This is a genomic window from Enterococcus durans NBRC 100479 = LMG 10746, from assembly GCF_001544215.1.
Classification (GTDB): Bacteria; Bacillota; Bacilli; order Lactobacillales; family Enterococcaceae; genus Enterococcus_B; species Enterococcus_B durans.
On record NZ_BCQB01000002.1, the window covers coordinates 45,097 to 69,393 of the forward strand.

Annotated in this window: 24 protein-coding genes and 1 riboswitch; of the genes, 3 read left to right on the forward strand and 21 right to left on the reverse strand. The window is 40.3% G+C overall.

The window, feature by feature from the left end; genetic code table 11:
* Positions 1-109: 109 nt before the first annotated feature.
* The 9 genes from purD to purC are packed head-to-tail and all read right to left on the reverse strand — an operon-like array spanning position 110 to position 9,914.
* Entirely contained in the window at positions 110-1,384 is a 1,275-nt protein-coding gene (gene purD / locus ED2_RS00880; protein WP_005876475.1) for a phosphoribosylamine--glycine ligase, read from the reverse strand.
* Between the two features lie 16 nt (positions 1,385-1,400).
* Positions 1,401-2,936 (reverse strand): bifunctional phosphoribosylaminoimidazolecarboxamide formyltransferase/IMP cyclohydrolase, encoded by a 1,536-nt coding sequence (gene purH / locus ED2_RS00885; RefSeq protein ID WP_016176764.1) that lies wholly within the window; start codon positions 2,934-2,936, stop codon positions 1,401-1,403.
* Positions 2,933-3,523 (reverse strand): phosphoribosylglycinamide formyltransferase, encoded by a 591-nt coding sequence (gene purN, locus ED2_RS00890; RefSeq protein WP_005876472.1) that lies wholly within the window; start codon positions 3,521-3,523, stop codon positions 2,933-2,935. Before purN ends, purH begins: the two co-directional genes overlap by 4 nt.
* On the reverse strand, positions 3,520-4,566 hold the full coding sequence (purM, locus tag ED2_RS00895) for a phosphoribosylformylglycinamidine cyclo-ligase (RefSeq protein ID WP_016176765.1): 1,047 nt from the start codon (positions 4,564-4,566) through the stop codon (positions 3,520-3,522). The genes purN and purM overlap by 4 nt, the downstream gene beginning before the upstream one ends.
* 23 nt (positions 4,567-4,589) lie before the next feature.
* Positions 4,590-6,029, reverse strand: a complete 1,440-nt coding sequence (gene purF, locus ED2_RS00900) for an amidophosphoribosyltransferase (protein ID WP_005876468.1) — start codon at positions 6,027-6,029, stop codon at positions 4,590-4,592.
* Positions 6,014-8,236, reverse strand: coding sequence for a phosphoribosylformylglycinamidine synthase subunit PurL (gene purL / locus ED2_RS00905; RefSeq protein ID WP_016176766.1), 2,223 nt, complete (start codon positions 8,234-8,236; stop codon positions 6,014-6,016). The genes purF and purL overlap by 16 nt, the downstream gene beginning before the upstream one ends.
* A gap of 1 nt (position 8,237) precedes the next feature.
* A complete protein-coding gene (purQ, locus tag ED2_RS00910) occupies positions 8,238-8,912 on the reverse strand; it encodes a phosphoribosylformylglycinamidine synthase subunit PurQ (RefSeq protein ID WP_016176767.1) in 675 nt (224 codons plus the stop codon).
* A 1-nt stretch (position 8,913) separates the two neighbouring features.
* Positions 8,914-9,168, reverse strand: coding sequence for a phosphoribosylformylglycinamidine synthase subunit PurS (purS, locus tag ED2_RS00915; RefSeq protein ID WP_005876462.1), 255 nt, complete (start codon positions 9,166-9,168; stop codon positions 8,914-8,916).
* A gap of 29 nt (positions 9,169-9,197) precedes the next feature.
* Complete coding sequence (purC, locus tag ED2_RS00920) at positions 9,198-9,914, reverse strand: phosphoribosylaminoimidazolesuccinocarboxamide synthase (RefSeq protein WP_016176768.1); 717 nt, start codon at positions 9,912-9,914, stop codon at positions 9,198-9,200.
* Between the two features lie 253 nt (positions 9,915-10,167).
* Here purC and ED2_RS00925 point away from each other — a divergent pair, with 253 nt between their 5' ends.
* A complete protein-coding gene (locus ED2_RS00925; RefSeq protein WP_005876458.1) occupies positions 10,168-10,542 on the forward strand; it encodes a hypothetical protein in 375 nt (124 codons plus the stop codon).
* A gap of 141 nt (positions 10,543-10,683) precedes the next feature.
* Here ED2_RS00925 and purB read toward each other — a convergent pair whose 3' ends face one another.
* From purB to ED2_RS00970, 9 genes are all read right to left on the reverse strand, one after another.
* A complete protein-coding gene (gene purB / locus ED2_RS00930; protein WP_016176769.1) occupies positions 10,684-11,979 on the reverse strand; it encodes an adenylosuccinate lyase in 1,296 nt (431 codons plus the stop codon).
* Positions 11,980-11,992: 13 nt separating this feature from the next.
* Entirely contained in the window at positions 11,993-13,117 is a 1,125-nt protein-coding gene (gene purK / locus ED2_RS00935; RefSeq protein WP_005876455.1) for a 5-(carboxyamino)imidazole ribonucleotide synthase, read from the reverse strand.
* The gene (purE, locus tag ED2_RS00940) at positions 13,110-13,598 is read right to left on the reverse strand and encodes a 5-(carboxyamino)imidazole ribonucleotide mutase (RefSeq protein ID WP_005876453.1); all 489 of its coding nucleotides are present in this window, start codon (positions 13,596-13,598) and stop codon (positions 13,110-13,112) included. Before purE ends, purK begins: the two co-directional genes overlap by 8 nt.
* Before the next feature lie 309 nt (positions 13,599-13,907).
* The gene (locus ED2_RS00945; RefSeq protein ID WP_005876451.1) at positions 13,908-15,224 is read right to left on the reverse strand and encodes a nucleobase:cation symporter-2 family protein; all 1,317 of its coding nucleotides are present in this window, start codon (positions 15,222-15,224) and stop codon (positions 13,908-13,910) included.
* A 2-nt stretch (positions 15,225-15,226) separates the two neighbouring features.
* Positions 15,227-15,808, reverse strand: a complete 582-nt coding sequence (locus tag ED2_RS00950) for a xanthine phosphoribosyltransferase (RefSeq protein WP_005876449.1) — start codon at positions 15,806-15,808, stop codon at positions 15,227-15,229.
* Positions 15,809-15,943: 135 nt separating this feature from the next.
* A riboswitch (purine riboswitch) is annotated at positions 15,944-16,041 on the reverse strand.
* A 355-nt stretch (positions 16,042-16,396) separates the two neighbouring features.
* Positions 16,397-17,080 carry a beta/alpha barrel domain-containing protein gene (locus tag ED2_RS00955; RefSeq protein ID WP_005876447.1) on the reverse strand — a complete coding sequence of 228 codons (684 nt, stop codon included), beginning with the start codon at positions 17,078-17,080 and terminating at the stop codon, positions 16,397-16,399.
* 21 nt (positions 17,081-17,101) lie between these two features.
* Positions 17,102-17,716: a glycoside hydrolase family 73 protein gene (locus ED2_RS00960; RefSeq protein WP_016176770.1), complete on the reverse strand. Its 615-nt coding sequence runs from the start codon at positions 17,714-17,716 to the stop codon at positions 17,102-17,104.
* Positions 17,717-17,725: 9 nt separating this feature from the next.
* Positions 17,726-18,529 carry a M15 family metallopeptidase gene (locus tag ED2_RS00965; protein WP_005876442.1) on the reverse strand — a complete coding sequence of 268 codons (804 nt, stop codon included), beginning with the start codon at positions 18,527-18,529 and terminating at the stop codon, positions 17,726-17,728.
* A gap of 13 nt (positions 18,530-18,542) precedes the next feature.
* On the reverse strand, positions 18,543-19,079 hold the full coding sequence (locus ED2_RS00970; RefSeq protein ID WP_005876441.1) for a hypothetical protein: 537 nt from the start codon (positions 19,077-19,079) through the stop codon (positions 18,543-18,545).
* A 186-nt stretch (positions 19,080-19,265) separates the two neighbouring features.
* Here ED2_RS00970 and ED2_RS00975 point away from each other — a divergent pair, with 186 nt between their 5' ends.
* Positions 19,266-20,225, forward strand: coding sequence for a Gfo/Idh/MocA family protein (locus tag ED2_RS00975; protein ID WP_016176771.1), 960 nt, complete (start codon positions 19,266-19,268; stop codon positions 20,223-20,225).
* A 203-nt stretch (positions 20,226-20,428) separates the two neighbouring features.
* On the opposite strand, the gene ED2_RS00980 is transcribed toward ED2_RS00975, so the two are convergent.
* Complete coding sequence (locus ED2_RS00980; protein WP_016176773.1) at positions 20,429-21,382, reverse strand: aromatic acid exporter family protein; 954 nt, start codon at positions 21,380-21,382, stop codon at positions 20,429-20,431.
* Between the two features lie 109 nt (positions 21,383-21,491).
* On the opposite strand from ED2_RS00980, the gene ED2_RS00985 reads away from it, so the two are divergent.
* Complete coding sequence (locus ED2_RS00985; protein ID WP_005876434.1) at positions 21,492-22,094, forward strand: FUSC family protein; 603 nt, start codon at positions 21,492-21,494, stop codon at positions 22,092-22,094.
* 113 nt (positions 22,095-22,207) lie between these two features.
* Here ED2_RS00985 and floT read toward each other — a convergent pair whose 3' ends face one another.
* Both floT and ED2_RS00995 read right to left on the reverse strand, forming a co-directional pair.
* Complete coding sequence (gene floT / locus ED2_RS00990) at positions 22,208-23,689, reverse strand: flotillin lipid rafts scaffold protein FloT (RefSeq protein WP_005876432.1); 1,482 nt, start codon at positions 23,687-23,689, stop codon at positions 22,208-22,210.
* A gap of 14 nt (positions 23,690-23,703) precedes the next feature.
* A complete protein-coding gene (locus ED2_RS00995; protein WP_016176774.1) occupies positions 23,704-24,228 on the reverse strand; it encodes an NfeD family membrane protein in 525 nt (174 codons plus the stop codon).
* Positions 24,229-24,297: the final 69 nt, after the last annotated feature.

Consider the following 24,297-nt stretch of genomic DNA (forward strand, 5'->3'; position numbering starts at 1 on the left):
AACTTCCTTTCTTTTCGGGATAATTTTACCACAACTTTAATGAAAAGGCTTTAAAAATAGACACCGTATTTTTCTATTCTCCAGAAAAATACGGTGTCTTGCCCTATTCTCAACTTTTCGTTTTTACGCGTAGCCCTTTTGCCCCAATATCTGTTCGATAGAATGTCTGATTCGTATCTTTTGCCGCAAGCGCTGTGTAGATGTTTGTTCTTGCCTCAGTCAAGCTTTTACCAAAACTCTCCACCAAATAGATTCGCCCACCTGATCCAACTAAATTACCCTCTTCTTTCCTTACGCCTGCATAATAGACGGTCACATCCTCAGTTGAAAAATCAGGGAGTGGCATCCCTTTTAAGTAGTCGCCCGGGTACCCTTCAGCTGCAACAACTACACCCACGTTATACCCCTCATTCTCCCATAAAAGTTCACTTGGTGCCTGCCCTTTAAGCAATTCATCAATTACTTGGACAAAGTCACTTTTCAAACGTGATAAGACGACTTGCGTTTCAGGGTCTCCAAATCTTGCATTGAATTCAATCACTTTGGGCCCAGTTGGTGTTGCAATCAACCCAGCATACAAAATACCAACGAACGGACGTCCCAGTTCTACCATTCCATCAGCAGCTGGCTGAAGGATTTTCTGAATCGCTTCTTCCACTAACTCGTCGGCGATTTGTGGTACTGGCGTATACGCACCCATTCCTCCTGTATTTGGTCCTTGATCCTTGTCGTATGCTCGTTTGTGGTCTTGTGAGATCGGCATCGGATATATTTCATTCCCATTGACGAATGCCAGTAAAGAAAATTCCTCTCCCGATAAAAACTCTTCAACAACAATCAATTTTCCGCTGTCTCCAAAGCGATGATCTTCTAACATTTCTTTCGCAGCTTGAACTGCTTCTTCCACTGTCAAAGCAACTACGACACCTTTACCAGCAGCTAGTCCATCCGCTTTGATAACGATAGGTGCCCCTTGTTCTTCGATATATTGTTTTGCAGCTGCAAAAGTCGTAAAGTTCTCTGATTCAGCTGTAGGGATGCCAAATTTTCCCATCAACTCTTTTGCAAAACTTTTCGACCCTTCGATTATCGCCGCAGATTGAGTTGGACCAAAAATTTTTAGCCCAGCGGCTTGGAAGTCATCGACGATCCCATTCAACAATGGTTGTTCTGGGCCAACGAACGTCCAAGTAATTTGATTTTTTTTGGCAAATTCAATCAACTTTTGATGATCCAGTTCATGGATATCTACTTGTTCGATGCCATCGAGGGTCATCCCTGGATTACCAGGAGCACAATAGACCTTGTTAACTTTCGGACTCTGTTTTATTTTCTTTCCTATCGCATGCTCTCTGCCACCAGCACCTATGATCAATATATTCATCTGCTACTCCTTTGTATTAGTGTCTGAAATGACGTACACCAGTAAATACCATTGCAACACCATATTTATTTGCCATATCGATGGATGCTTTGTCTTTGATACTTCCCCCTGGCTGGATGATCGCTTTGATTCCATGTTTTGCGGCATATTCGACAGAGTCATCCATTGGAAAATAAGCATCACTTGCTAACACCGCATCCTTGGTCTTAGCTCCTGCTTGTTCAATAGCGATCTTAACAGAACCCACACGATTCATTTGTCCCGCACCGATTCCTACTGTTTGATGTTCATTTGCCAAAACAATCGCATTTGACTTTACATGTTTCACCGCTCGCCATGCAAAAGCCATAGCAGCTAGTTCCTTTTCAGTCGGTTTTCGATCAGTCACTACTTGCCAATCTTGTTTCTCTTCCATCGCAACATCTTCGTCTTGGACTAATAATCCACCTAAAACAGAAACCGTTTCTTCCGTATACGTGGAATCTTTCACAGTAAAATCAACAGTCAGCAATCGAATATTTTTCTTCGTTTTCAATACTTCTAAACTCTCTGGTGTAAACGATGGTGCAATGATGATTTCTAGAAAAAGCTTATGCATCGCTTCAGCTGTAGGCAGATCTACTTCTCGGTTGAGAACGATGATTCCGCCAAAAATCGATACAGGATCTGCTTCATAAGCAGCATTCCAAGCAGCAAAAATCGTTGAAGCAGAACCAATCCCACAAGGGTTCATATGTTTCAACGCAACAACAGTCGGTTCTTGATACTCTCGCATGATCCGTAGCGCCGCATCCGCATCACGAATATTATTGAAGGACAATTCTTTTCCATGAAGTTGTTGTGCTTGGGCAATCGAATAACTTTCCGGCAATGCCGTTTCATAAAACGCTGCCTTTTGATGACTGTTTTCTCCATAGCGAAGATCCTGTTTTCGATCAAAGGTAAGCGTCAATTTTTCTGGTTCGCGTTCAGCTACTTGACCGGTTAGATACTGTGCGATCAAAGCATCATATGCAGCAGTATGGCGAAATACCTTTGCAGCTAATTTTTTTCTCGTTGCAAGGGACGTTCCCCCCAGTTCCTTCAATTCCGAAAGAACCACAGGATAGTCTGCAGGATCAACGACTGCTGTCACAAACTGATGGTTTTTAGCTGCGCTACGCAACATACTTGGTCCACCAATATCGATATTTTCAATTGCTTCTTCTTCCGTTACACCGGATTTCATGATCGTTTCTTTAAATGGATATAAATTGACACAGACAAAATCAATTGGCGTGATCTGCGAAGCTGCCATGGCCTCCATATGACTAGCTAGATCTCGACGACCCAACAATCCCCCATGGATCTTTGGATGAAGGGTTTTGACACGACCATCCATCATCTCAGGAAAATCCGTTACTTCTTCAATTGAAATCGTGGGAATACCTGCTTCATCAAGCACTTTCTTCGTCCCACCAGTAGAGATGATCTCAATGCCATTTTCTATTAGCCCTTCAGCAAACGCAATAACGCCTTTTTTATCTGACACACTTATTAATGCTCTTGTCATTTTATATGAGCCTCCATCGTCTTCATTTCTTTTACAACTTGTTCTATCACTTTTGGGTAGATTCGATGTTCTACTTGATGGATCCGTCTTTCTAACTCTTCCAGTGTATCCCCTTTTTTGATTTCTACACTTTCTTGACAAATGATCGGACCAGTATCAACACCTTTATCAATGTAATGGATCGTCACTCCTGTTTTCTTTACTCCTGCTTCAAACGCATCACGAATACCATGTAATCCTGGAAAATCAGGTAATAAAGAAGGATGGATATTGATGATCCGTGATTCATATTGATCTAGTAAAGTAGAACCGATGATCCGCATATATCCTGCTAAAACAATCAGATCTACTTCTTTGTCCAACAAACATTCCAATATTTTTTCTTCGTATGCTTTTTTCGTCTGAAATTCTTTTGGAGAAAACACACTTGTCGAAATATCCAGTTTACTCGCACGTTCTAAAACGTACGCATTCGGTTGATCACAAAAAAGCCACACAAATTGATCTGTTAACCCTCTTTCACGGAAATATTCGACCAACGCTTGAAAATTACTGCCATTTCCCGAAGCAAATACTGCGATCCTCATCTTGTTGCCTCAGCAAATTCCACTTTTTCTGTTTCTAACGGCACGACTTCTCCAATACGATAAACAGCTTCCCCTTGTTTTTGTATTTTCTCCATGATCTCATCAGCTTCGGTGGCTTCTACTGCTAATACCATCCCGATCCCCATATTAAAGATTTCATACATTTCATTCGTCGGAATTTCGCCGTATTTTTCTAAACAATCGAAGATCGGCAATGTTGGCCAAGAACCTAGTTGGATGCGAGCCGCTGTTTCTTCAGGCAGCATGCGGGGGATGTTTTCAACAAAACCGCCACCAGTGATATGAGCTGCGCCCTTGATTTTTTGCTCTTTCATAATAGGTAATAGTGAAGAAACATAGATTTTTGTAGGTTTTAGCAACTCTGTACTAAGCGGTTCTGATAATCCGCTGATCGTATCAGATAATGCAAAAGCGTGTTTCTCAAAGAAGATTTTGCGCACCAATGAATAGCCATTAGAATGAATACCACTAGAGGGCAAGCCAAGAAGGACATCCCCAGCTTTGATTGCTTTTCCTGTGATCAATTGCGCTTTTTCAGCGATACCTACCGCAAAACCAGCAAGATCATACTCGTCTTCCGTATACATCCCCGGCATTTCCGCTGTTTCGCCGCCGATCAGAGCCATATTGGCCTCAACACAGCCAGTAGCTACTCCCGCTACAACTTTTTCTAACTTTTCTGGAGAATTCTTTCCTGTTGCCAAATAATCCAGAAAATAGAGTGGTTCAGCACCTTGCGCAAGAATATCATTCACACACATCGCTACACAATCAATTCCGATCGTATCGTGTATCCCAGATTCGATCGCTAAGAGTAATTTCGTTCCCACACCGTCTGTACCAGAAACTAGGACCGGTTCCTTCAAATAGCTGAATGAGCCAAGCTCGAAACACCCGCCAAAACCGCCAAGAGCCCCCATTACACCAAGTCGTTCTGTCCTTTTGACATGCTTTTTGATCCTTTCGACTACTTCATAACCTGCTTCGACATTCACACCCGCATTCGCGTAAGCATTTCCCATCTCGTTCGTGTCCTCCTTAATAATCAAAAAAACGATACTTTTTCTTTTAATGATTCCTGGTACTTTTCTTCGTAATCGTAGAGTGGAGTAGGATAATCTCCATTGAAATAAGCCATACACAAACCAGAATATGGAGCATCCTCCGCTAGACCGATTGCTTGGATCAATCCTTCTTCACTTAAAAATTCAAGTGAGTCAGCTTCAATACATTGTCTGATTTCTTCTACACTATGATTCGCTGCAATCAGCTCTTTTCTTGTTTGGATATCGATGCCATAAAAACATGGATATTTCAATGGTGGTGAAGCAATCCGGACATGGACTTCTTTCGCCCCTGCTTCTTTCAGTAAACGAACGATCCGCCGACTAGTCGTTCCTCGAACGATCGAATCATCGACCATCACGATCCTCTTTCCTTCGACCACACCGCGAACTGCTGAGAGTTTCATTCGGACACCTTGTTCTCTCAGTTCAGGGGTTGGTTGGATGAATGTGCGTGCAATATATTGGTTTTTGACTAAACCAATTTCATAAGGGATACCACTTGCTTCAGCATAGCCGCTAGCAGCAGACAAAGATGAATTAGGAACACCAACTACCATGTCAGCATCGACTAACGCTTCTTTTGCTAAATTCCGTCCCATATTCTTACGCGCTGTATGGACATTGATCCCTGCAATATTGGAATCGGGGCGCGCAAAATAGATATATTCCATTGAGCAGATAGCTAGTTGCGTATCTTTTGTATACGTTTCGATACGATAACCTGAATCATCGATGATCACGATTTCTCCTGGACGAACGTCACGCACAAACTTGGCACCCACTACCTCCAGAGCACAAGTTTCCGAAGCAATCACATATGCACCATTTTTCATTTGTCCAATCGCAAGCGGACGAAACCCGTTAGGATCAAGAGCCGCAATCATGGCGTCTTCTGTCAGTAAAAGATAAGCAAAACCACCCTTCACCTCATTCAACGCATGTTTTAGTTTGCCAAGAAACGTCTGCTCACCACTTCGGCGTATCAAATGCATCAGGATTTCTGTATCAGAATTAGAATGAAAGATCGCTCCATCTTTTTCTAATTCTGTTCGTAGTGATCGTGCATTCGTTAAGTTACCATTGTGCGCTAGACCAACTGACTGATCATAAAATTTAAATAGGAAAGGCTGGATATTATCGACACTTCCATTTCCCGCCGTTGCGTAACGGACATGGCCGATCGCAGCCTCACCCGATAACGCCTTTAATTTTCTTTGATCTTTGAACACTTCCGAAAGCAATCCGAGATCTCGATGACCTAACAGTTTCCCTTGATCATTCGATACGATCCCGGCTCCTTCTTGCCCACGATGTTGCAAACTATGAAGACCAAAGTAAGTGATACTCGCAGCGTCTGAATGCCCCCATACGCCAAATACCCCGCACTCTTCATTTAAACTCTTTACTTCATAAGGCATTCGATCGCTTCCTTCCAGTTTCTGTAGGCAACTTGAGTAGCCACATCGATTTTTCCATCAGAAGCTTGGATGGTGATTCTTTTTTCCGTGGTTACCTGCCCGATCAATGTCGCTTTTTCGCCTACGATTGTTTCAAAAGCTGCTTTATTCTCTGACGAAGTCGTCAAAACGAATCTTGACTGTGTTTCAGAGAACAGTTGTGCTGTTGTCATTGTCGTCCGTACGTCTAAGCCGAATCCTTTAGGAAAAGCTGCTTCTGCCAAGGCAACAGCCACCCCGCCTTCTGCGCAATCATGCGCACTTGCGACTACTCCAGCCTTAATCGCTGCTAACACTATTTGTTGGCTCTCTTTTTCAATCGTCAAATCAAAGTGTTCGATATCTCCTTGGATTTTTCCTAATTGTAATTTTTGGAGTTCACTGCCATTGAAGTCCTCGTAAGTTTCACCAAGCAGATAGATAAGATCCCCCGCTTCTTTGAATTCTTGTGTCGTGATATTCTGTTGTTTTTCAATCAAGCCGACCATTCCGATCATCGGCGTTGGATAGATTGCTTGACCATCTGTTTCGTTATAGAGAGAAACATTTCCAGAAATAACGGGCGTTCCTAATACTTTGCACGCTTCAGAGATACCTTCAGCAGATGTTTTTAATTCCCAGAATACTTCTGGTTTATCTGGAGAGCCATAATTCAAACAATCTGTGATTGCTAGTGGTTGCCCACCGCTTGCAACGATATTCCTTGCTGCTTCTGCTACAGCGATCTGCCCACCGATTTCAGGATTCAGATAGATATAGCGAGCATTACAGTCAGTAGTCATCGCCAATGCCTTTTCTGTCCCACGAATCCGTAAAACTGCCGCATCACTTCCCGGTCTGACCACTGTATTCGTTTGTACTTGTGAATCATACGTTTCATAAATCGAATGTTTCGAAGCAATCGTTGGCTGACGTAATAGATCAAGTAATACTTCGTTAGGATCAGTAATTACTGGCTGATATTGCCCTAATTCTTTGAATTCTTTGATCCGAGCAGGTTCTTTTGCTTCTTTTTCATAGACTGGTGCGTCTTCTGCCAACGCATCCACTGGCAAATTCGCTACTTCTTCCCCATGATGGTATAGACGATAAAGTCCATCATCTGTCACTTTACCGATCGTCACAGCATCCAGATCATATTTTTTAAATAACTCTTTCACTTGTGCTTCTGCACCTTTTTTAACACAAATCAACATCCGTTCCTGTGATTCAGAAAGCATCATCTCATAAGGTGTCATATGGCTTTCCCGTTGTGGGACATCATCTAAACTCAGCACCAAACCTGAACCTGCTTTAGACGCCATCTCAGAGCTTGAAGAAACCAAGCCAGCAGCCCCCATGTCCTGGATTCCCACTAAGATATCGGCATGATCTAAAACAAGTTCTAAACAAGCCTCTAATAAAAGTTTTTCCATAAATGGATCGCCTACCTGAACAGCTGAGCGTTGTTGTTCTTCTTCTTGACTGAACTCTTCAGAAGCAAATGTCGCACCGTGGATACCATCGCGACCGGTTTTTGCACCAACATACATGATTGAATTCCCGACTCCTGAAGCTTGTCCCTTTTGAATATTTTGGTGATCGATCAAGCCTACACACATTGCGTTAACTAATGGATTCCCTTCATAACATGGGTCAAAAGCGATCTCACCACCAACAGTTGGGATACCGATACAATTTCCATAACCGCTGATACCAGCTACAACTTCATCTAATAAATATTTCGTACGAGAATTATCTAGCTCACCAAAACGCAATGAATCTAGAATGGCGATTGGTCGTGCGCCCATACTGAAAATATCTCTGATAATTCCTCCAACTCCTGTAGCTGCACCTTCATAAGGTTCAACTGCTGAAGGATGGTTATGGCTTTCCGCTTTGAAAACAACTGCTTGACCATCACCGATATCAACGATCCCAGCCCCTTCACCAGGACCTTGTAAAACTTGCGGACCGCTTGTTGGGAATTTACGTAAGATGGGCTTCGAGTTTTTATAAGAACAATGTTCGCTCCACATCACAGAGAACAAACCTGTTTCTGTATAGTTAGGCATTCTTCCTAGAATATCTTCTTCGATCATGCGATATTCTTCATCAGTCAATCCCCACTGTGAATAGATTTTTTTCTCTTTGATTTCTAAAGCACTTGGTTCACTTAATGTTTTCATTTCAAACAGTCACCTTTCCAAAGTTCTTGATCATTGAAGCAAAAAATCGTTTTCCATCTTCTGAACCCAACAATTCTTCCATCGCTCTTTCTGGATGAGGCATCATACCTAGTACATTCCCCTTTTTATTCGTGATACCTGCGATATTTGCTACGCTACCATTAATATTTTCAGTAGCGTAAGTAAAGGTAATCTGATTGTTTTCTTTCAATTCCTGTAAGGTCTCTTCATCACAAAAATAATTTCCTTCCCCATGTGCTACAGGTAACTGAATGACTTCATCGGCCTCATATTCCGAAGTAAAAGGTGTCTGGTTATTCACTTTTAACGGTACTGACTTACAGATAAAGCGTAAAGAATCATTTCTTCTCAAGACACCTGGAAGCAGGCCTGCTTCCGTCAATATTTGGAAACCGTTACAGGTACCAAAAACTGGTTTTCCTTCATCGGCAAAACGAATCACTTCTTCCATGATCGATGAAAAACGGGCAATCGCTCCACAACGCAAGTAATCGCCATAGGAGAATCCACCAGGAAGCAAAACACCATCAAAACCTGCTAATGAAGTTTCATCATAACGAACGTAATCGGCTTCGACACCCATGATTTCACGTATTGCCCATAACATATCTGCATCACAATTTGATCCAGGAAAGACGACCACAGCAAATCTCATATTAGATTTCCTCCAATTGTTCGATTTCATAACGATACGTTTCCATATTGACATTCGCCAACAATTTGTCACAGATTGCTTCGATCGTTTCTTCAACTGCCTGTTTCTCTGCAGAGACTTGGATCTCGAAGTATTTGCCGATTCGAATCTCTTCTACAGTGTCATACCCTAAACGATGAACGGCATTCTTGACCGCTTCTCCTTGAGGATCTAAAACAGAATCTTTATAGGTGACATAGACTTTTACAAAATACATGTGCTTTTCTCCTTTTACCCATTGTTTTTTTATTGATTGATTTTTTCTAAGCGATTCAATACTTCTTGATATACAGGAACGATCTCACCGATTTTTCGGCGGTAAACATCTTTGTCCATGTGGGCTTCCGTTTCTAGATCCCAAAGGCGACACGTGTCAGGAGAAATCTCATCTCCTAAAAGAATAGTTCCATCACTGGTTTTGCCAAATTCCAATTTAAAGTCGATCAGTTGTAAGCCGATCTGTTTGAACAATGGTACTAAAGCATCATTCACTCGTTTTGCTTGTTCCTTTAATTCAGCAATTTCCGCCATCGTTGCTACCTTCAAAAACAAAACATGTTCATCATTGATAAATGGATCATCTAGTTGATCATTTTTGTAATAAAATTCAACGATAGGCTGAGGTAACTTTTGTCCTTCTGGTATCGCCAAACGTTTAGAAAAGCTCCCCGCAGCGACATTACGCACGACTACTTCTAAAGGAATGATATTTAATTTTTTTACTAATTGTTCGTGTTTTGATAGTTGTTTAATAAAATGATTCTCAATACCTTGGTCGTTTAGATAATTGAATATCTTACTTGTGATCTGATTGCTCAGTTCTGCTTTACCAACGATCTCATCTTTCATTGCACCGTTAAGCGCAGTAGCTTGATCGAGATACTCGATCCAAATCACTTCTTCATCACTAGTACGATACATTTTCTTGGCTTTTCCTTCATAGAGCAAATCTCTCTTATCCACAGTTCCATCTCCTTAGTTACTTTACGTTCATCAGCAAACCGCTTTTTTTGTTCGTGTTTTCACTTTTGATTTTAACAAGGCTTGTCAGATCAATCAATAAAAATATGTACATTTTCACCATTAAAATTATCTAATGTTCGTGTTTTTATCTTTTAAAGCTGATGGAAAATCTTGACAAGCGTTTACACAGATAAAAAATGGTGCTATAGTAGAATTAAATAAACTTGGATACTTTGTTCAAGGAGGTAATTGAATGGAAGAGTCAACCTATGCCAAACGTTTTTTATCGGAATTATCACCAGAAGAGAAAGCCCGTCTGTATAATGACTTGCTCTCAATCAAAGATGTCTATTTATGTAACAAAGATACGAGCTTTTATACCTTCCGTAAAATCCGCCGTGCGGCTAAACGACGAACGGAATGCCGTAAAAGAACGTTTCAGTTCCAAACAAACACGAAGCATCATTTGGTCATCTGCCAAATTCATGAACAAAGACTTTTTAAAAACCATTATCGAATTCAAGTAACCTACGATCAACAAGAATTCACTTATACTTTTATTGAAGAATTATTACAGCTACTTCATACACAACATTTTGCTTATGGAGATCACGCTGTTTACGCGTAGTTTTTGAACCTTACAGTTATAAATACAAAAGAAGGGTACGACAATCCGTTTGTCGTACCCTTTTTGGTTATTCTGATAGTTCACAATCGATCTAGTGATCGTAGCACTGCAGTAACTTTTTTATATTCAACTATTCGTTGTTTATTCTAATCCTACCCGTTTAAAAATCACATCCACATTTTTTAAATGATGACGGTAATCAAATGCATCATCGATATCTTCTTTCGATAAAACCGAAGTAATGGCTGGATCTTCTTCTAATAGCGGACGGAATTGTACTTGGTTGTCCCAAGCATATGCCGTTTTTGGTTGCACCAAGTCATAAGCTTCTTCCCTTGTCATACCCTTGTCGATCAATTTGAGCATGACACGTTGGCTATAGATCAAGCCAAATGTAGCAGACATATTTCGTTTCATATTTTCAGGGAAAACCGTTAGATTTTTAACAATATTCCCAAAACGATTCAACATATAATCCAATAAGATCGTCGTATCAGGTAAAATGATGCGTTCTGCTGAAGAATGTGAGATATCTCTTTCATGCCACAATGATACATTTTCATACGCCGTGACCATATGACCGCGGATCACTCTCGCCAACCCAGCCATATTCTCTGATCCAATCGGGTTTCGCTTATGAGGCATTGCAGAGGACCCCTTTTGACCTTTAGCGAAAAACTCTTCTACTTCTCGTGTCTCAGATTTTTGCAATCCTCGTATCTCCGTCGCAAAACGCTCGATACTCGTTGCAACCAAGGACATTGTTGCAAAATATTCTGCATGTAGATCCCGTGGTAAAACCTGTGTAGACACTTCTTGTGGGCGAATACCCAACTTGTCACAAACATATTCTTCGATAAAAGGCGGGATGTTGGCAAATGTACCCACTGCGCCAGAGATTTTGCCAGCTTCCACTCCTTTGGCAGCATGTTCAAAACGTTCGATATTTCTCTTCATTTCAGAATACCAAGTAGCCAATTTCAAACCAAAAGTCGTTGGTTCAGCATGTACCCCATGCGTTCTCCCCATCATGACTGTCAACTTATGTTCTTTTGCCTTTTCGCCAATAATTGCTGTAAAACGTTTCAAATCTTCTCTTAAAATATCATTTGCTTGTTTGATCTGATAGCCATAAGCTGTATCGACAACATCTGTACTTGTCAATCCGTAATGGACCCATTTGCTCTCTTCACCTAACGTTTCCGAAACTGCACGTGTGAAGGCCACAACATCATGACGTGTCGATTTTTCGATTTCTAAAATCCGGTCAATATCGAATGAAGCATGTTCTCTGATTTTTTGTACATCTTCTTTAGGGATTTCTCCTAATTCGGCCCAAGCTTCATCAGCTAAGATCTCCACTTCAAGCCATGCTTGATATTTATTTTGTTCTGTCCAGATATTGCCCATTTCAGGTCGTGTATAACGTTCTAGCATCAATTATTCTCCTTTAATCCCAAATATTGGTTTTCTTTATTTCATCCAATGTTTGTTGGATATCTTCAGTCAAAATGGTGATATGTCCCATTTTACGTCCTTTTTTCGCTTGTGATTTCCCATAAAAATGAAATTGCCAGTCAGGCTTCTTGTCGATGAGATGATAACTTTCAAGCAGTTGTTCTCCTAATACGTTTACCATGACTGCATCGCTGAGCAAACGAACTTTGTCACTCAATGGCCAACCACAAATTCCACGGATATGGGCATCAAACTGACTCATCGAACAAGCTTCGATGGAGTAATGTCCTGAATTGTGCGGACGTGGTGCTAGTTCATTCACGTATAATCCACCTGATTTCGTCAAAAACAACTCGACACCTAGAACGCCCGACAAGCTCACTGCTTCGGCAATTACTCGAGCGATCCGCTCTGCTTCTTCGATTACTTCACTAGAAACATGAGCTGGTGCAATCGTTTCGTGTAAAATATTGTTACGATGGATATTTTCAACTACTGGAAATGTACTATATTCGCCTTGACCATTCCCTGCTACCATGATCGAGATTTCTTTTTCAAAAGGGATCCATGCTTCCAATACGCAAGTCCCTTCTCTTAACAGATCCATCGCTGGAGCAAGATCTGTACGACTTCTCAATACATATTGCCCTTTTCCATCGTATCCTCCTCGCGTTGTTTTCAATACACAAGGATACCCGATCCCGTCAATTGCATCTTGGATATCCGTTGGGCTAACGATTGTCGCATAAGGAGCGATGACGATGTTGTTTGTTTCCAAAAAGGACTTTTCTAACAGCCGGTCCTGTGTGATAGCCAATAGATCCGTTCCTTGGGGGATAAATGACATTGGTAAAATCGCATTAAGTGCTTCGACACTGACATTCTCGAATTCATAAGTGATAACATCTGTTCTTCTAGCAAGTTCTTCTAGTGCAAACGTGTCATCGTAGGTTCCTTGAATCGTCCAATTTGCCACTTGTGCAGCTGGACAATCAATTACAGGATCAAGAACACCTACTTTAAAGCCCATTTCTTTCGCGCTGATCGCCATCATGCGGCCAAGCTGACCGCCACCGACGATCCCGATCGTTGATCCAGGCAACAAAGGTTTAACCAAGTTGATCACTACTTTCTATAACAGTTTCTGCTAACATTGAGCGTCGTTGCGCCAATTTAGCCTCCAACTTTAAATCATACATTGAAAGCATCTCTATCGCAAGTAGTCCAGCGTTAATTGCCCCTGCTTTTCCGATTGCCGTCGTTGCAACTGGTACTCCTCCAGGCATCTGAACAATCGATAGTAGCGAATCCAATCCATTCAATGTTCGTGTTTGTACCGGCACACCAATAACTGGTAGTGTCGTTTGAGAAGCCACCATCCCCGGTAGATGAGCAGCACCACCTGCCCCCGCAATAATCACTTTGATCCCTCTCTCACGTGCTTCTTTCGCATATTGAAACATCAAATCAGGTGTCCGATGTGCAGACACCACCTTTTTTTCGTAAGGAATCTCGAATTCATCCAAAATGTCACAAGCATTTTTCATCGTCTCCCAATCGGAGGTACTTCCCATAATCACAGAAACCGTTGCACTCATGTCTTTCTCCTCTCTCTCTTTTACATCCATATTTTAGCAATGAGTTTTTTTGTTGTCAAAGAATTTTCGAATATTATCTAAATGATTTGCAAAATCGTTCGTGTTTTATCTAGAGCAAAAATATAGAGCGTGGGACAAAACTAAAAATCAGTTTTGCCACAGACTCTAACTCCGAATAAACGGTGGGAGCAGAAGCAACTCCTTCGGAAATAAGCGAAATTCACAAAAATTTGAAAAGCAATTTTCGTGAATTTCTTCTTATTTCTCGGAGTTAAACACTTCTGTCCCAACCTCTATATTTGATCTTTTCTATTTATTTTTTCTTGTTATCGCTTCTTCCAGTATTTCTTCATCTTTTTTGAACCCATTAAAGATCAAGTTTAGAATAATGGCAGTTACACTACTCATGACGATACCGTTTCCTGTAAACATTTGTACTGTTTCAGGCAACTGACTGAATAAGTTCGGCATGATATTGAAACCTAGGCCAAACCCAATCGAAACTGCGGCAATCAAAAGATTTTTATCATTTGTAAAATCAACTTCTAATAACATACGGATTCCTTGGACAGCAACCATACCGAACATAACAAGCATGCCGCCACCCAATACTGGTTCAGGGATGATCTGTGCCAATGCACCGATTTTAGGAAACAGACCCAATACGATCAAGAAAAAGGCAGAAAAATAAATTGGTTTTCTAGTTTTTATACCTGAAAGTTGAACTAAACCAACATTTTGAGAAAAACCAGTATAAGGAAATGTATTAAAGATCCCACCCAAAATCACAGCTAGACCTTCTGCACGATATCCTTTTTTCAATTCTTCTTCTCCGACTTTTTTGCCTGTAATATCCCCTAATGCAAAGTAAACACCTGTTGATTCAACCATACTGACCATTGAAATGATGATCATCAATAGGATCGACCAAACATCGAAGGTTGGTTTACCAAAGTAAAAAGGTTGCGGAACATGGAATAATGGTGCTTGACCGATCGCACTCAAATCGATCAATCCCATGAACGCTGCTAAAAGACTACCACCAACTAACCCGATCAGGACAGCAATCGAACGAACGAAGCCTTTTCCTAACATTTGAACCCCCACGATCAATAAGATGGTCACAAACGCTAATAACAAATTCGTTTTATCGCCAAAGTTTGAGGCAGCTGAATCCCCGCCACCCATTTTTTCAATAGCAACAGGGATCAATGTTAGCCCAATAACAGTGATAACTGTTCCAGTAACGATCGGCGGAAATAATTTTTTGATTTTAGAAAAGAAACCGGCAATCAAAACAACGAAGATCCCCGAAGCAATGATCGAACCATAGATGGCACCAACACCTTTACTACTACCAATCAAAATCAAGGGTGCCACTGCTTGGATCGCACATCCTAGCACGACTGGCAAGCCAATACCGAAAAAGCGGTTGACAGTCAATTGTAGCAGCGTGGCTAATCCACACATAAAGATATCGATGGAAATAAGATAAGTCATTTGTTCTTGATTAAACCCTAAGCCTGTACCGATCAACAATGGAACAGCTACAGCACCTGCATACATCGCCAGTAAATGTTGTAAGCCTAGGACAGCGGCTTTGCCATTTTGTGTTTCTTTTTCCACGATTATGCGTCCTCCTCAAGAAATTCGACTTGCCCATTGGATAAAGAAGCAATCCGCGCAAGTGAAACAACTCTTAATCCCATCTCTTCCAATAATTGACGACCATCTTGGAAAGATTTTTCGATGACGATGCCAATACCTTCGACTTCAGCTCCAGCCTGACGACATAGTTCGATCAGCCCTTTTGCCGCTTGTCCATTCGCCAAAAAGTCATCAATAATCAATACTTTATCCTCTGCAGATAAAAACTTACGAGAAATAGAGATCGTACTGGTTACTTGTTTCGTAAATGAATAAACAGATGCTGTTAGTAATTCTTCATCCATTGTTAAGCTTTTCGCTTTTCTGGCGAAGATCATCGGTACATTCAACTCTTTTGCCGCAAATAAAGCTGGGGCGATACCAGAAGCTTCGATCGTTACTACTTTTGTGATCCCTTGTTCTTTGAATACTTCTGCAAAACGTTGTCCCATTTGTTCCATCAATACTGGATCGACTTGGTGTGTGACAAAGCTATCAACTTTTAACACTCCTTCACCCAAAACATGTCCATCTTTTTGAATACGTTCAACTAATTCTTTCACTTTATTTGCTCCTTTTTCATTTATTAATACAAAAATAACCACTTTTCACAGAAAATTCCAATTATTCCTATTTTCCGCTCGGTTCAGCGTGAATAAAAAACACCCTTTTACTTAACGATAAGTAAAAAAGGGTGTACAAAACACTCTTTTACTTATAGTCCAGTATTTACGGTACTGGCTAGATACTGTCAACCTTATCATGACGATATATAAGTAGAGGATGATCAGAAAAACAATTATAACCAACTACTAGAACGAAACACACGCTAGCTCTTACACGATCAAACAATCGTTTTTCTGACTTTTATTAGGAAAAATGCCAAAAATAGGCGGATAAATCAAGATAGTTTTTTTCGTAGTCATCCAAGTACTTGAACGACTGTTATGTTTCAAATATTGAAAATAGTCTAACATTTGTTTCTGAAACTGACAACCAAGTTTCATCGTTTTTTTCTAAAATCTAATATTTCTAATTTTGAACGTCGATTTTGTTCGGGTTTTCTTAAAGATCAAACTAAAAAAATAAAGTCAGAAGCAATAAAGACTGTTTATCCCACTCTTTTTTGTTTCCAACTTTATTTAGGAATGTCAAGATTGATCATTTTTTTCGATTTTTCGATATTTTTCCATTTTCCGACTGAATAGCTCACCATTACTTGGCGGAGTGTACGTAATTGCGTTGGCACCTGCTTCTATCGTTTCTCTGATACTTTCTTCAGTCGGCCCTCCTGTAGCTATAATAGGCAACTTTGGGTATCTTTCTCGAAAATATTTGACTGTTTCAGCAGTTTCTTTTCCTGCACTAATGTTAATGATCGTGATTCCTGCTTCAAGCTTCTCATCGATTTCTGTATATTTCGATGTAACCGTACTGATTACAGGAATATCCACCACTTGGCATACTTCTTGGACTGTTTCTAATGGCGTTGGACCATTAAGTACTACCCCGAGGGAACCTTGCGCTTCAGCAAACAGACTCATATAAGAAGACCGCGCACCTTGAGTAAGACCACCGCCCACTCCAGAGAATACTGGGATATCTGCTGCTTCAATAATACTTTTAGTAATTGCTGGATGTGGGGTGAATGGATAGACGGCAATGACCGCATTTGCATTTGTATTTCTGACAATTGCTATATCTGTGGTAAAGATGATGGAGCGGATCAATTTCCCAAAAATCTTGATTCCACTTGCTTCCATGATTACTTCGGGTACTTTTACGATATCTTTACGTAATTCTGTCATGATCTCCGGAATAAATTGTTCCGCCATAGTGCCACTTCCTTTTGACTGTTATTGATCGTACTGATCCAGATGATATGTCTCAATGACTTGAATGATCTTTTGTGCATAGGTCGGGTCCGTCGCATACCCTGCATCTTGCAGTGCTTGTGCGGCTTCACGATAATTCGTTGCTGTAATTACTTTCTCGTATAATGCAGGGTTCCAGTCCACGCCATTCACAAAAAGTTGTGTGTGATCATCCATCGATTGCTCCCAAGAATCATATACGCGAAAATCGCCTTGGATCGTGATCCATTCTTCATTCACATATTCTTTGGTTTCTAGATTTACTTTTTTTTGATCCCCGTATGCTTTGATCCCAAAAAGGTTGTGGTATTCGCTAGCTAAGGTGCTTTTTCCCCAATTCGATTCAAGGATCGCTTGTCCTAAAATAATGCTAGGCAAGATTCCATAACCGTTTTGTAATTCTTTCGCATGAGGAGCAAGCTGATCAATAAACTGTTGATGGCTTTTTGCTTCAGTTTCTTGTGGTTGATCTGAAAAAGGTGTGGACAAACTTCGTAAAGAAAGAACAAAAGCCATCATGATCAATATGCCACCCAAAACAACAGCAATAATACGGACATTTTTACGCTTTTGCTTTTTCCATTTTTTTTTGGTCATCGGATACTCCTATTTTTCTTTCAATTGATCCAAGTACTCTTCCAACGTCAGATCATGCTTCGTGATATATTCCGCACTTTCTTTTCCTACATAACGCAAATGCCATGGTTCATAAGTGATTTTCGTTATATCCTGACGATCTTTTGGATATCGAACGATGAACCCAAACTTCGGCGCATTCTCAGCGATCCATTTCGCACCTGGCTGGTCGCCATAACTTGCGTCTAGCAGTTGAGAAGTATAATTGTTGTACCAATTGTGATCTACTACATCGACAGCCAGCCCCGTATGATGTTCACTATACCCAGGAACTGTGATCGTCTGCTTTGTGATCTTTGTTGCTTCATCTTCAGAAACACCTTTACTACTCATCACTTGTTGTACATTTTGGGAAAAGACAGCTTGTTGAGAGGAAACTGAACGATAAGCCGAGACCATCACTAACGGAAACCCTGCTGCTTCAGCTGCTTTCTCAAGTTCCTCGTAATTTGCTTTGATGCGTTTATCGATCATATACCCATTGTCTAAAGCAGTCAATTGTGTTGCTTCATCAATTTCTTGATCGAGCTTATGATCGGGTCCAACAAGAATCAACTCCCAGTCCTCTGCCTTAACATCTGGTAGGTTATTTTTTGTTTTCTTAGTTGAAGTACTTGTCTTCTTTTCATTACTGGATGAAGTTGTTGTCTGAACTTTCTCCGTTGTTTGTTTTTCAGCTTCTACGGCAGTTGATGTATGTTGCTCACTGACTATGACATACCCCATAGCCCCGATCATGATCACGACCGCTGCAAATCCTAATACTTTATTCAATTAAAAAATCCTTTCATTCTTCTTTTGGTTCTTCCTTTTCATGAACGTAAGTTTCTTCTAAATTTTCGTTTACCCAATCCAGGAGTTCCACCTTTTCTCCTTCGATCTGCTTTTGGATATCAGCAGGCAGACGGAAATTCAAGATGTCATCATAACCCCATTCATCATAGTTAATACTTACTTTCAAGTCAAGAAACCGACTGAGATATTGATCATTTTTCAACGGGATCAATTCTACTTTAGCGATCCCTGCTCCTAACCATTTTTGAGCGATCCTCGTTTTGATTTGTTTATATTCTGCTACAGCAGTCGTCCTTTTTTCAGGGAAAATGATCGTCTGACGTAAAATCTTTTGTGTCAGCATCCATTCATAATCTGTAAAGAGATTTTTGATCTTTTGCATGGCTTCAGAAGGAAGATTCTTTTCTCCAGTTTTCCAACCTTGCCACTGCTCCTCGCTAATCAGTAAATAATCATCTAAAAAATTCTTTTCTGTCTCGAATTGTTCGAGTAATACACTAATAATAAGATCAACGTATACTTGATGCACGATAATCTCCTCCTCTAATTTATTTTACTTAAAATTCCTAAAAAAATCACTACTTCTTTATTCTTTCTTACTAAAGTGTTTTGACTGAAAAAACAAAGAGATATTTGCTATAATCAAGTCAGGAAACACAGAGTGCTAAATGATAAGACTCTCTATTAAATATAACACGAGAAGGAGTTTTGAAGTATGAAAAAGTATCAATGGGGCATCGTCGGTCTAGGTTCGATCGCCCATGAATTTGCCAACAGCTTTGAACAAGAAACGAGCGAATTGGCAGCGGTTGCCTCAAGAACATTAGAAAAAGCAGAAACTTTCGCCAAACGCTACGCTATTCCTAAAGCATATGGCAGTTATGCAGAACTTTTGAATGATGAAGCAATCGATATCATTTATATCGCTGTTCCTAATCGGCAGCATATCGACAATATTTTGCAAGCACTGCATGCAAATAAACACGTCTTGTGCGAAAAAGCAATCACAATGAATAAAGATGAATTAGCAGAAGCCATGAAATTGGCAGAAGAAAAGCAGTTAGTTTTAGCGGAAGCTATGACCATTTTCAATATGCCACTTTATCAGCAATTACGCTCCTTGATCGACTCCCAAAAACTAGGAGCGTTAAAAATGATCCAAGCACCCTTTGGCAGTTACAAAGAACCCGACCCAACCAATCGCTTTTTTAATCCAGAACTTGCTGGTGGAGCTTTGTTAGATATCGGTACCTATGCTGTGTCCTTCGCTCGTTTCTTTTTAAGTTCTCAACCAGAAGTCATCGCATCCAGCATGGTTCCCTTTAAGACTGGCGTCGATGAACAGTCTGTCACTCTTTTAAGGAACAAAGAAAATGAAATGGCGACGATCAGTCTTACATTCCAAGCAAAAATGCCGAAAGTTGGGATCGTTGCCTTTGAGAATGGTTACTTAACGATCACCGATTACCCTCGTGCTGATCGTGCAGAAATAACCTATAACGATGGCACCAAAGAATGGATTGAAAGTGGTTATACTGCACAGGCAATGAACTATGAAATTGAAAATATGACTAAAATAATCGCCGGTGAGCGCCCTAACAAATCACTTTTCTTAACGAAAGATGTCATCGCTATCCTCGATGACATGCAAAAACTTTGGGAAAAAGAAAAGTAGGCTCTACCACACATTAAAAATATGGACCTCCAGTATCAATAAACCCAACTGTCGCGTATATCGCTTCTGTTCCACATTGGGTACAACAAAAACTGGAGGTTTTCTTTTTTGCGCGTCTCCATAAAGCTTAGAAAAATCAAGCCACATTAGTGATCCACCTAAAAATGTACTGTTTCTCCGTCTGTTATCCAGTGATTTCTCTTCTAAAAACTAACTTGTTGCGAAAATTCTGCTTTTATTTCAATAAAACTCTTAAAAGATTGTAGAAATTGGAATAACTCTGCACGTTCCTCAAATTCTAATCGATCTTTTGGTAATGGCATGCCACGATATAGGTCATACACTGCTTCAATTCGTTCTAGCAACTCTTTCCCATCATTTCTTTCAGAAAAAGTCTCTGCAGTATAGATCAATAAACCATAGATATGTTTGCCATATAAATCTGGGCGTTTGATTCTTTGAAGCGTATCCTGCATATCTCTAATCACATTCACTTGCGCACGTCTCATCGAAAAATAAGTCTCATAATATTGTGTCTGTTTCAACCAAAAGTTTTCTTGGTGTGTTCTAGCATCTGTTTGACTGGTACGAATAAAAACAAGCAACTCTTCACAGTCTTTTTCATTCTCTATCTGCTCACCTGAAAGAAGAAACTGAGCCATATTCTTTAAGATCATGCGAAATCTTTCTTCGATCACCAATTGTTTTTCTTGAAGTCTTCGTTTGGTATTCGGCATATAGATATTTGCAATCAGGGCAAATAAAACGCCAATTGCCATCAACCCTGCTTCGTTGCCAATCAAGGACCAACTCATATTTTGTTCACTTAAATAGTGTGTAACTAATACTGAATTGACAACGATTCCCTCGGTCAATTTAAAATAAACTGTCACAGGTATGAACAACAATAAAAATAACCCAAAACCTAGAATCGTATATCCTAAAACAGAAAAACTAATAAAAGCAACCAATGTAGCAAGAATAAAGGCCGTGATTCGATAGATGCCTGTGTACAAAGTCGACCGTTTCGTATTCCCAACACTCAATAATGCAATAATCCCTGCTGAGGGCCAAAACAACAAGGAACAGGCATGGGCAACCGCCATCGACAACATACTGCTCAAAACCGTTTTCACTGTTCGTAATCCAATACGCATAAGTCACCTCTTCCTTTTCTTAGGATTATACTAAAAGCAACAACGAAACACTAGCAATCTTCCCGAAAATTAGTTATCCTATTAAAAAGGAGAATAAGGAGATCACCCTATGCAATTTGGTCGTTTTCGCCTCGGTATGCGAACCACAAAAACTGCTTTAGCTGTTTTCTTATGTATTTTGTTTTTTCATGTATCTAATCGCGGCCTTCCTATGATCGCCGCTTTGTCTGCTGTTTTCTCATTAAGACAAGATTTGACTACTACAGTTTCCTTTGGCCGTTCACGAATCATCGGCAATACATTAGGGGGACTCTTAGGGATTTTCTATTTTTTTGTCAAAAACTATTTTCACAATGATTTTCTCGTAGAACTTTTTTTGCTTCCTCTTTTAGTTATCGTTGTCATCGTTGTATCTGACGGAATCGATAATAATTCAGGTATCATTTCCGCCATCTCTACGCTACTTTTGATTTCTTTAAGTATTCCGCAAGGTGAATCTTCCTTGTATGCCATTCAGAGAGTCCTAGATACTTTTATCGGAACATTTATTGCAATCGGAATCAATTTCTTCTTGCGCCCGCCAGAAATCGAGAAGAAAGAAGAATTAGCAGAAGACCTTGTTGAACTAAAAAAAAGAGAAGAACGACTGCGTGAGGATCTAGCAAAAGTCGAGGAACAGATCAAGAAACAAAACAATCATCTTGACCAGTAATACATATAAAAAACTAGTGTCTCCCCATCAGATATCCCTAAAGATTTCTTTAAAGATAAAGGGAATCTCTGTCAGATAGAGCACTAGTTTTTTCATTATCCATTTATTCGATGTTATTCTTCTGAGTCTGCTTTTGTATCGTATAGATTGACTTGTTTCATCGTTCCGCGATTGGATAAGTTCTCAATGATGTCTTTGATATCTAACCCAGTCGTTTCTTTTAATGTTTCTTGAGTGGATGATAAAAGATTCGTTGCGTAACTTGTTACTCGATTCGCCCCGCTATTTTCTCCAGTACCGCTACTTGTATCCACTACAGAAATCTTTTCGATATTCCCTAAAGGCTGCGCAGCTTCTCGCATCAATTGTGGCAACATTTCGATCACCATACTCAACACAGCAGCTTCTCCATATTCTTTGAAAGCATCTGCAATTTTTTGTTTTGCTTCGGCTTCTGCCTTTCCTTTGGCTAACGTTGCTTCCGCTTCGGCTTGCCCTGCCAATCGTGTTTGATTCGCTTCGGCTTGTGCTAACGCTTCTACTCGGAACTGTTCAGCTTCCGCTTCTGCTACTTCTCTGGCTTTTTGAGCTTGAGCTTCTTGTTCTTTGGCATAACGGTCTGCATCTGCTCTTTTCTTCACTTCTGAGTCATATTGCTTTTCACGGCGGATGATTTCTTTTTCTTCTAATTCGATTTGTTTTTGTCTTTCAACGACTTTCACTTGCATTTCTTGTTCAATAACTTGTTGTTGCGCGCGTGCACTTTCCAAATTATAGGCTTGGTCTGCTTTGGCCTTTGCTATATCTTGTTCTTGTTTGTAAGTAGCAAGTTTCAGTTCTTTTTCTTTCAACGCTTCAGCGATTTCAGTTTGTCGTTGTAATTCAGCAGCCTGTGATTCTTTTTCTGCTTCAGCTTTTTTGATACGCGTTTCTTTAAACGCTTCGGCTTCGGCAATATCTGCATCACGCTTCACTTGAGCGATTCTTGGTTTCCCTAAAGAATCTAAGTATCCATTTTTGTCTCGTACTTCTTTGATTGTGAAGGAAACGATGATCAGCCCCATTTTTGCTAGATCCACTGAGGCGACTTCTTGAACACTTTGGCTAAATTTATCACGATTTTGATAGATCTCTTCCACAGTCATTGAACCTAAGATCGAACGCAGATGTCCTTCTAATACTTCTCGTGCTTCATTTTCTAGTTCTTCTTTTGTTTTGCCTAAAAACTGTTCAGCAGCAGTAGCGATTTCTTCTACGGATGAACCTATTTTGATGATCGAAGTCCCATCACACATCACAGGGACCCCTTGTTCCGTGTAGACTTCTGGCGTGGATACATCCAGTTTACTAGAAAGCAAACTGATGCGGTTCGAACGCTGAAACACAGGTAAAACAAACGCTCCTCCGCCTCGTACGATCTTGATTTTATTGTTGCTGTCATCGGTATGGACATTTTTACTTCCTAAGTAACTACCGCTGATGATCAGCGCTTCATCTGGTTTAGCTGTTTGGTATTTTGCGACAAAAACAATTAACAACATCAATAACACTAACACTGCAACACCTATTACTACAAAAATCTCTGGTACAATCATCCAATACACTTCCTTTACATTTTTAACATCTCTTCATAAGGTGTGACGTAACAGACCCTATCTTTCACTTCAATAATAAGTACTCGTTCGCCACTTTCAGCAGGTGAATCTTGTGGTGCATAAAAACAGGCAGGTCGGCTGATCGAACCAGTGACACTTTTTAGTCTGATCTCACCCATTCCTTTTACCGGTATCGGTGTGACCACCTCAGCCATTTGCCCTTCTAATGTCTTTTCGGACGCAGATAAGGTCGATTCAGCGTTCTTCATCGGCATCAGCACGTAAAAATTAAGCAAAAAAACTAAAGCGGTTGCAATAACGCCACTAATAATAAGTATCAGTACGGAATGCAACGGTGTTAAACGTTCTCCTAAAAAACCAAACAAACTAGTAAACGTCAACCAAGGAACGATAAGCATCGGGTCAATCGGCCCATCAAAATCAAATACATCTCCAAAAACGACTAGAATGATTGCTATTCCAGCGCACACCAATAAGGTATACCAATAGATAACTTCTATTGACACTCCCCCTATCATTTTCTCGCCTCCTTCATCTTCTACGTCTATCATACCAATAGAAGAATTTACTGTATAGCTTCTTTCGCA

Excerpts from the sequence above, each read along its gene's own strand:
- purD (WP_005876475.1), bottom strand. The coding sequence starts at position 1,384 with ATGAATATATTGATCATAGGTGCTGGTGGCAGAGAGCATGCGATAGGA.
- purH (WP_016176764.1), bottom strand. The coding sequence starts at position 2,936 with ATGACAAGAGCATTAATAAGTGTGTCAGATAAAAAAGGCGTTATTGCG.
- purN (WP_005876472.1), bottom strand. The coding sequence starts at position 3,523 with ATGAGGATCGCAGTATTTGCTTCGGGAAATGGCAGTAATTTTCAAGCG.
- purM (WP_016176765.1), bottom strand. The coding sequence starts at position 4,566 with ATGGGAAATGCTTACGCGAATGCGGGTGTGAATGTCGAAGCAGGTTAT.
- purF (WP_005876468.1), bottom strand. The coding sequence starts at position 6,029 with ATGCCTTATGAAGTAAAGAGTTTAAATGAAGAGTGCGGGGTATTTGGC.
- purL (WP_016176766.1), bottom strand. The coding sequence starts at position 8,236 with ATGAAAACATTAAGTGAACCAAGTGCTTTAGAAATCAAAGAGAAAAAA.
- purQ (WP_016176767.1), bottom strand. The coding sequence starts at position 8,912 with ATGAGATTTGCTGTGGTCGTCTTTCCTGGATCAAATTGTGATGCAGAT.
- purS (WP_005876462.1), bottom strand. The coding sequence starts at position 9,168 with ATGTATTTTGTAAAAGTCTATGTCACCTATAAAGATTCTGTTTTAGAT.
- ED2_RS00925 (WP_005876458.1), top strand. The coding sequence starts at position 10,168 with ATGGAAGAGTCAACCTATGCCAAACGTTTTTTATCGGAATTATCACCA.
- purB (WP_016176769.1), bottom strand. The coding sequence starts at position 11,979 with ATGCTAGAACGTTATACACGACCTGAAATGGGCAATATCTGGACAGAA.
- purE (WP_005876453.1), bottom strand. The coding sequence starts at position 13,598 with ATGAGTGCAACGGTTTCTGTGATTATGGGAAGTACCTCCGATTGGGAG.
- ED2_RS00955 (WP_005876447.1), bottom strand. The coding sequence starts at position 17,080 with ATGGCGGAACAATTTATTCCGGAGATCATGACAGAATTACGTAAAGAT.
- ED2_RS00960 (WP_016176770.1), bottom strand. The coding sequence starts at position 17,716 with ATGACCAAAAAAAAATGGAAAAAGCAAAAGCGTAAAAATGTCCGTATT.
- ED2_RS00975 (WP_016176771.1), top strand. The coding sequence starts at position 19,266 with ATGAAAAAGTATCAATGGGGCATCGTCGGTCTAGGTTCGATCGCCCAT.
- ED2_RS00980 (WP_016176773.1), bottom strand. The coding sequence starts at position 21,382 with ATGCGTATTGGATTACGAACAGTGAAAACGGTTTTGAGCAGTATGTTG.
- ED2_RS00985 (WP_005876434.1), top strand. The coding sequence starts at position 21,492 with ATGCAATTTGGTCGTTTTCGCCTCGGTATGCGAACCACAAAAACTGCT.
- floT (WP_005876432.1), bottom strand. The coding sequence starts at position 23,689 with ATGATTGTACCAGAGATTTTTGTAGTAATAGGTGTTGCAGTGTTAGTG.
- ED2_RS00995 (WP_016176774.1), bottom strand. The coding sequence starts at position 24,228 with ATGATAGGGGGAGTGTCAATAGAAGTTATCTATTGGTATACCTTATTG.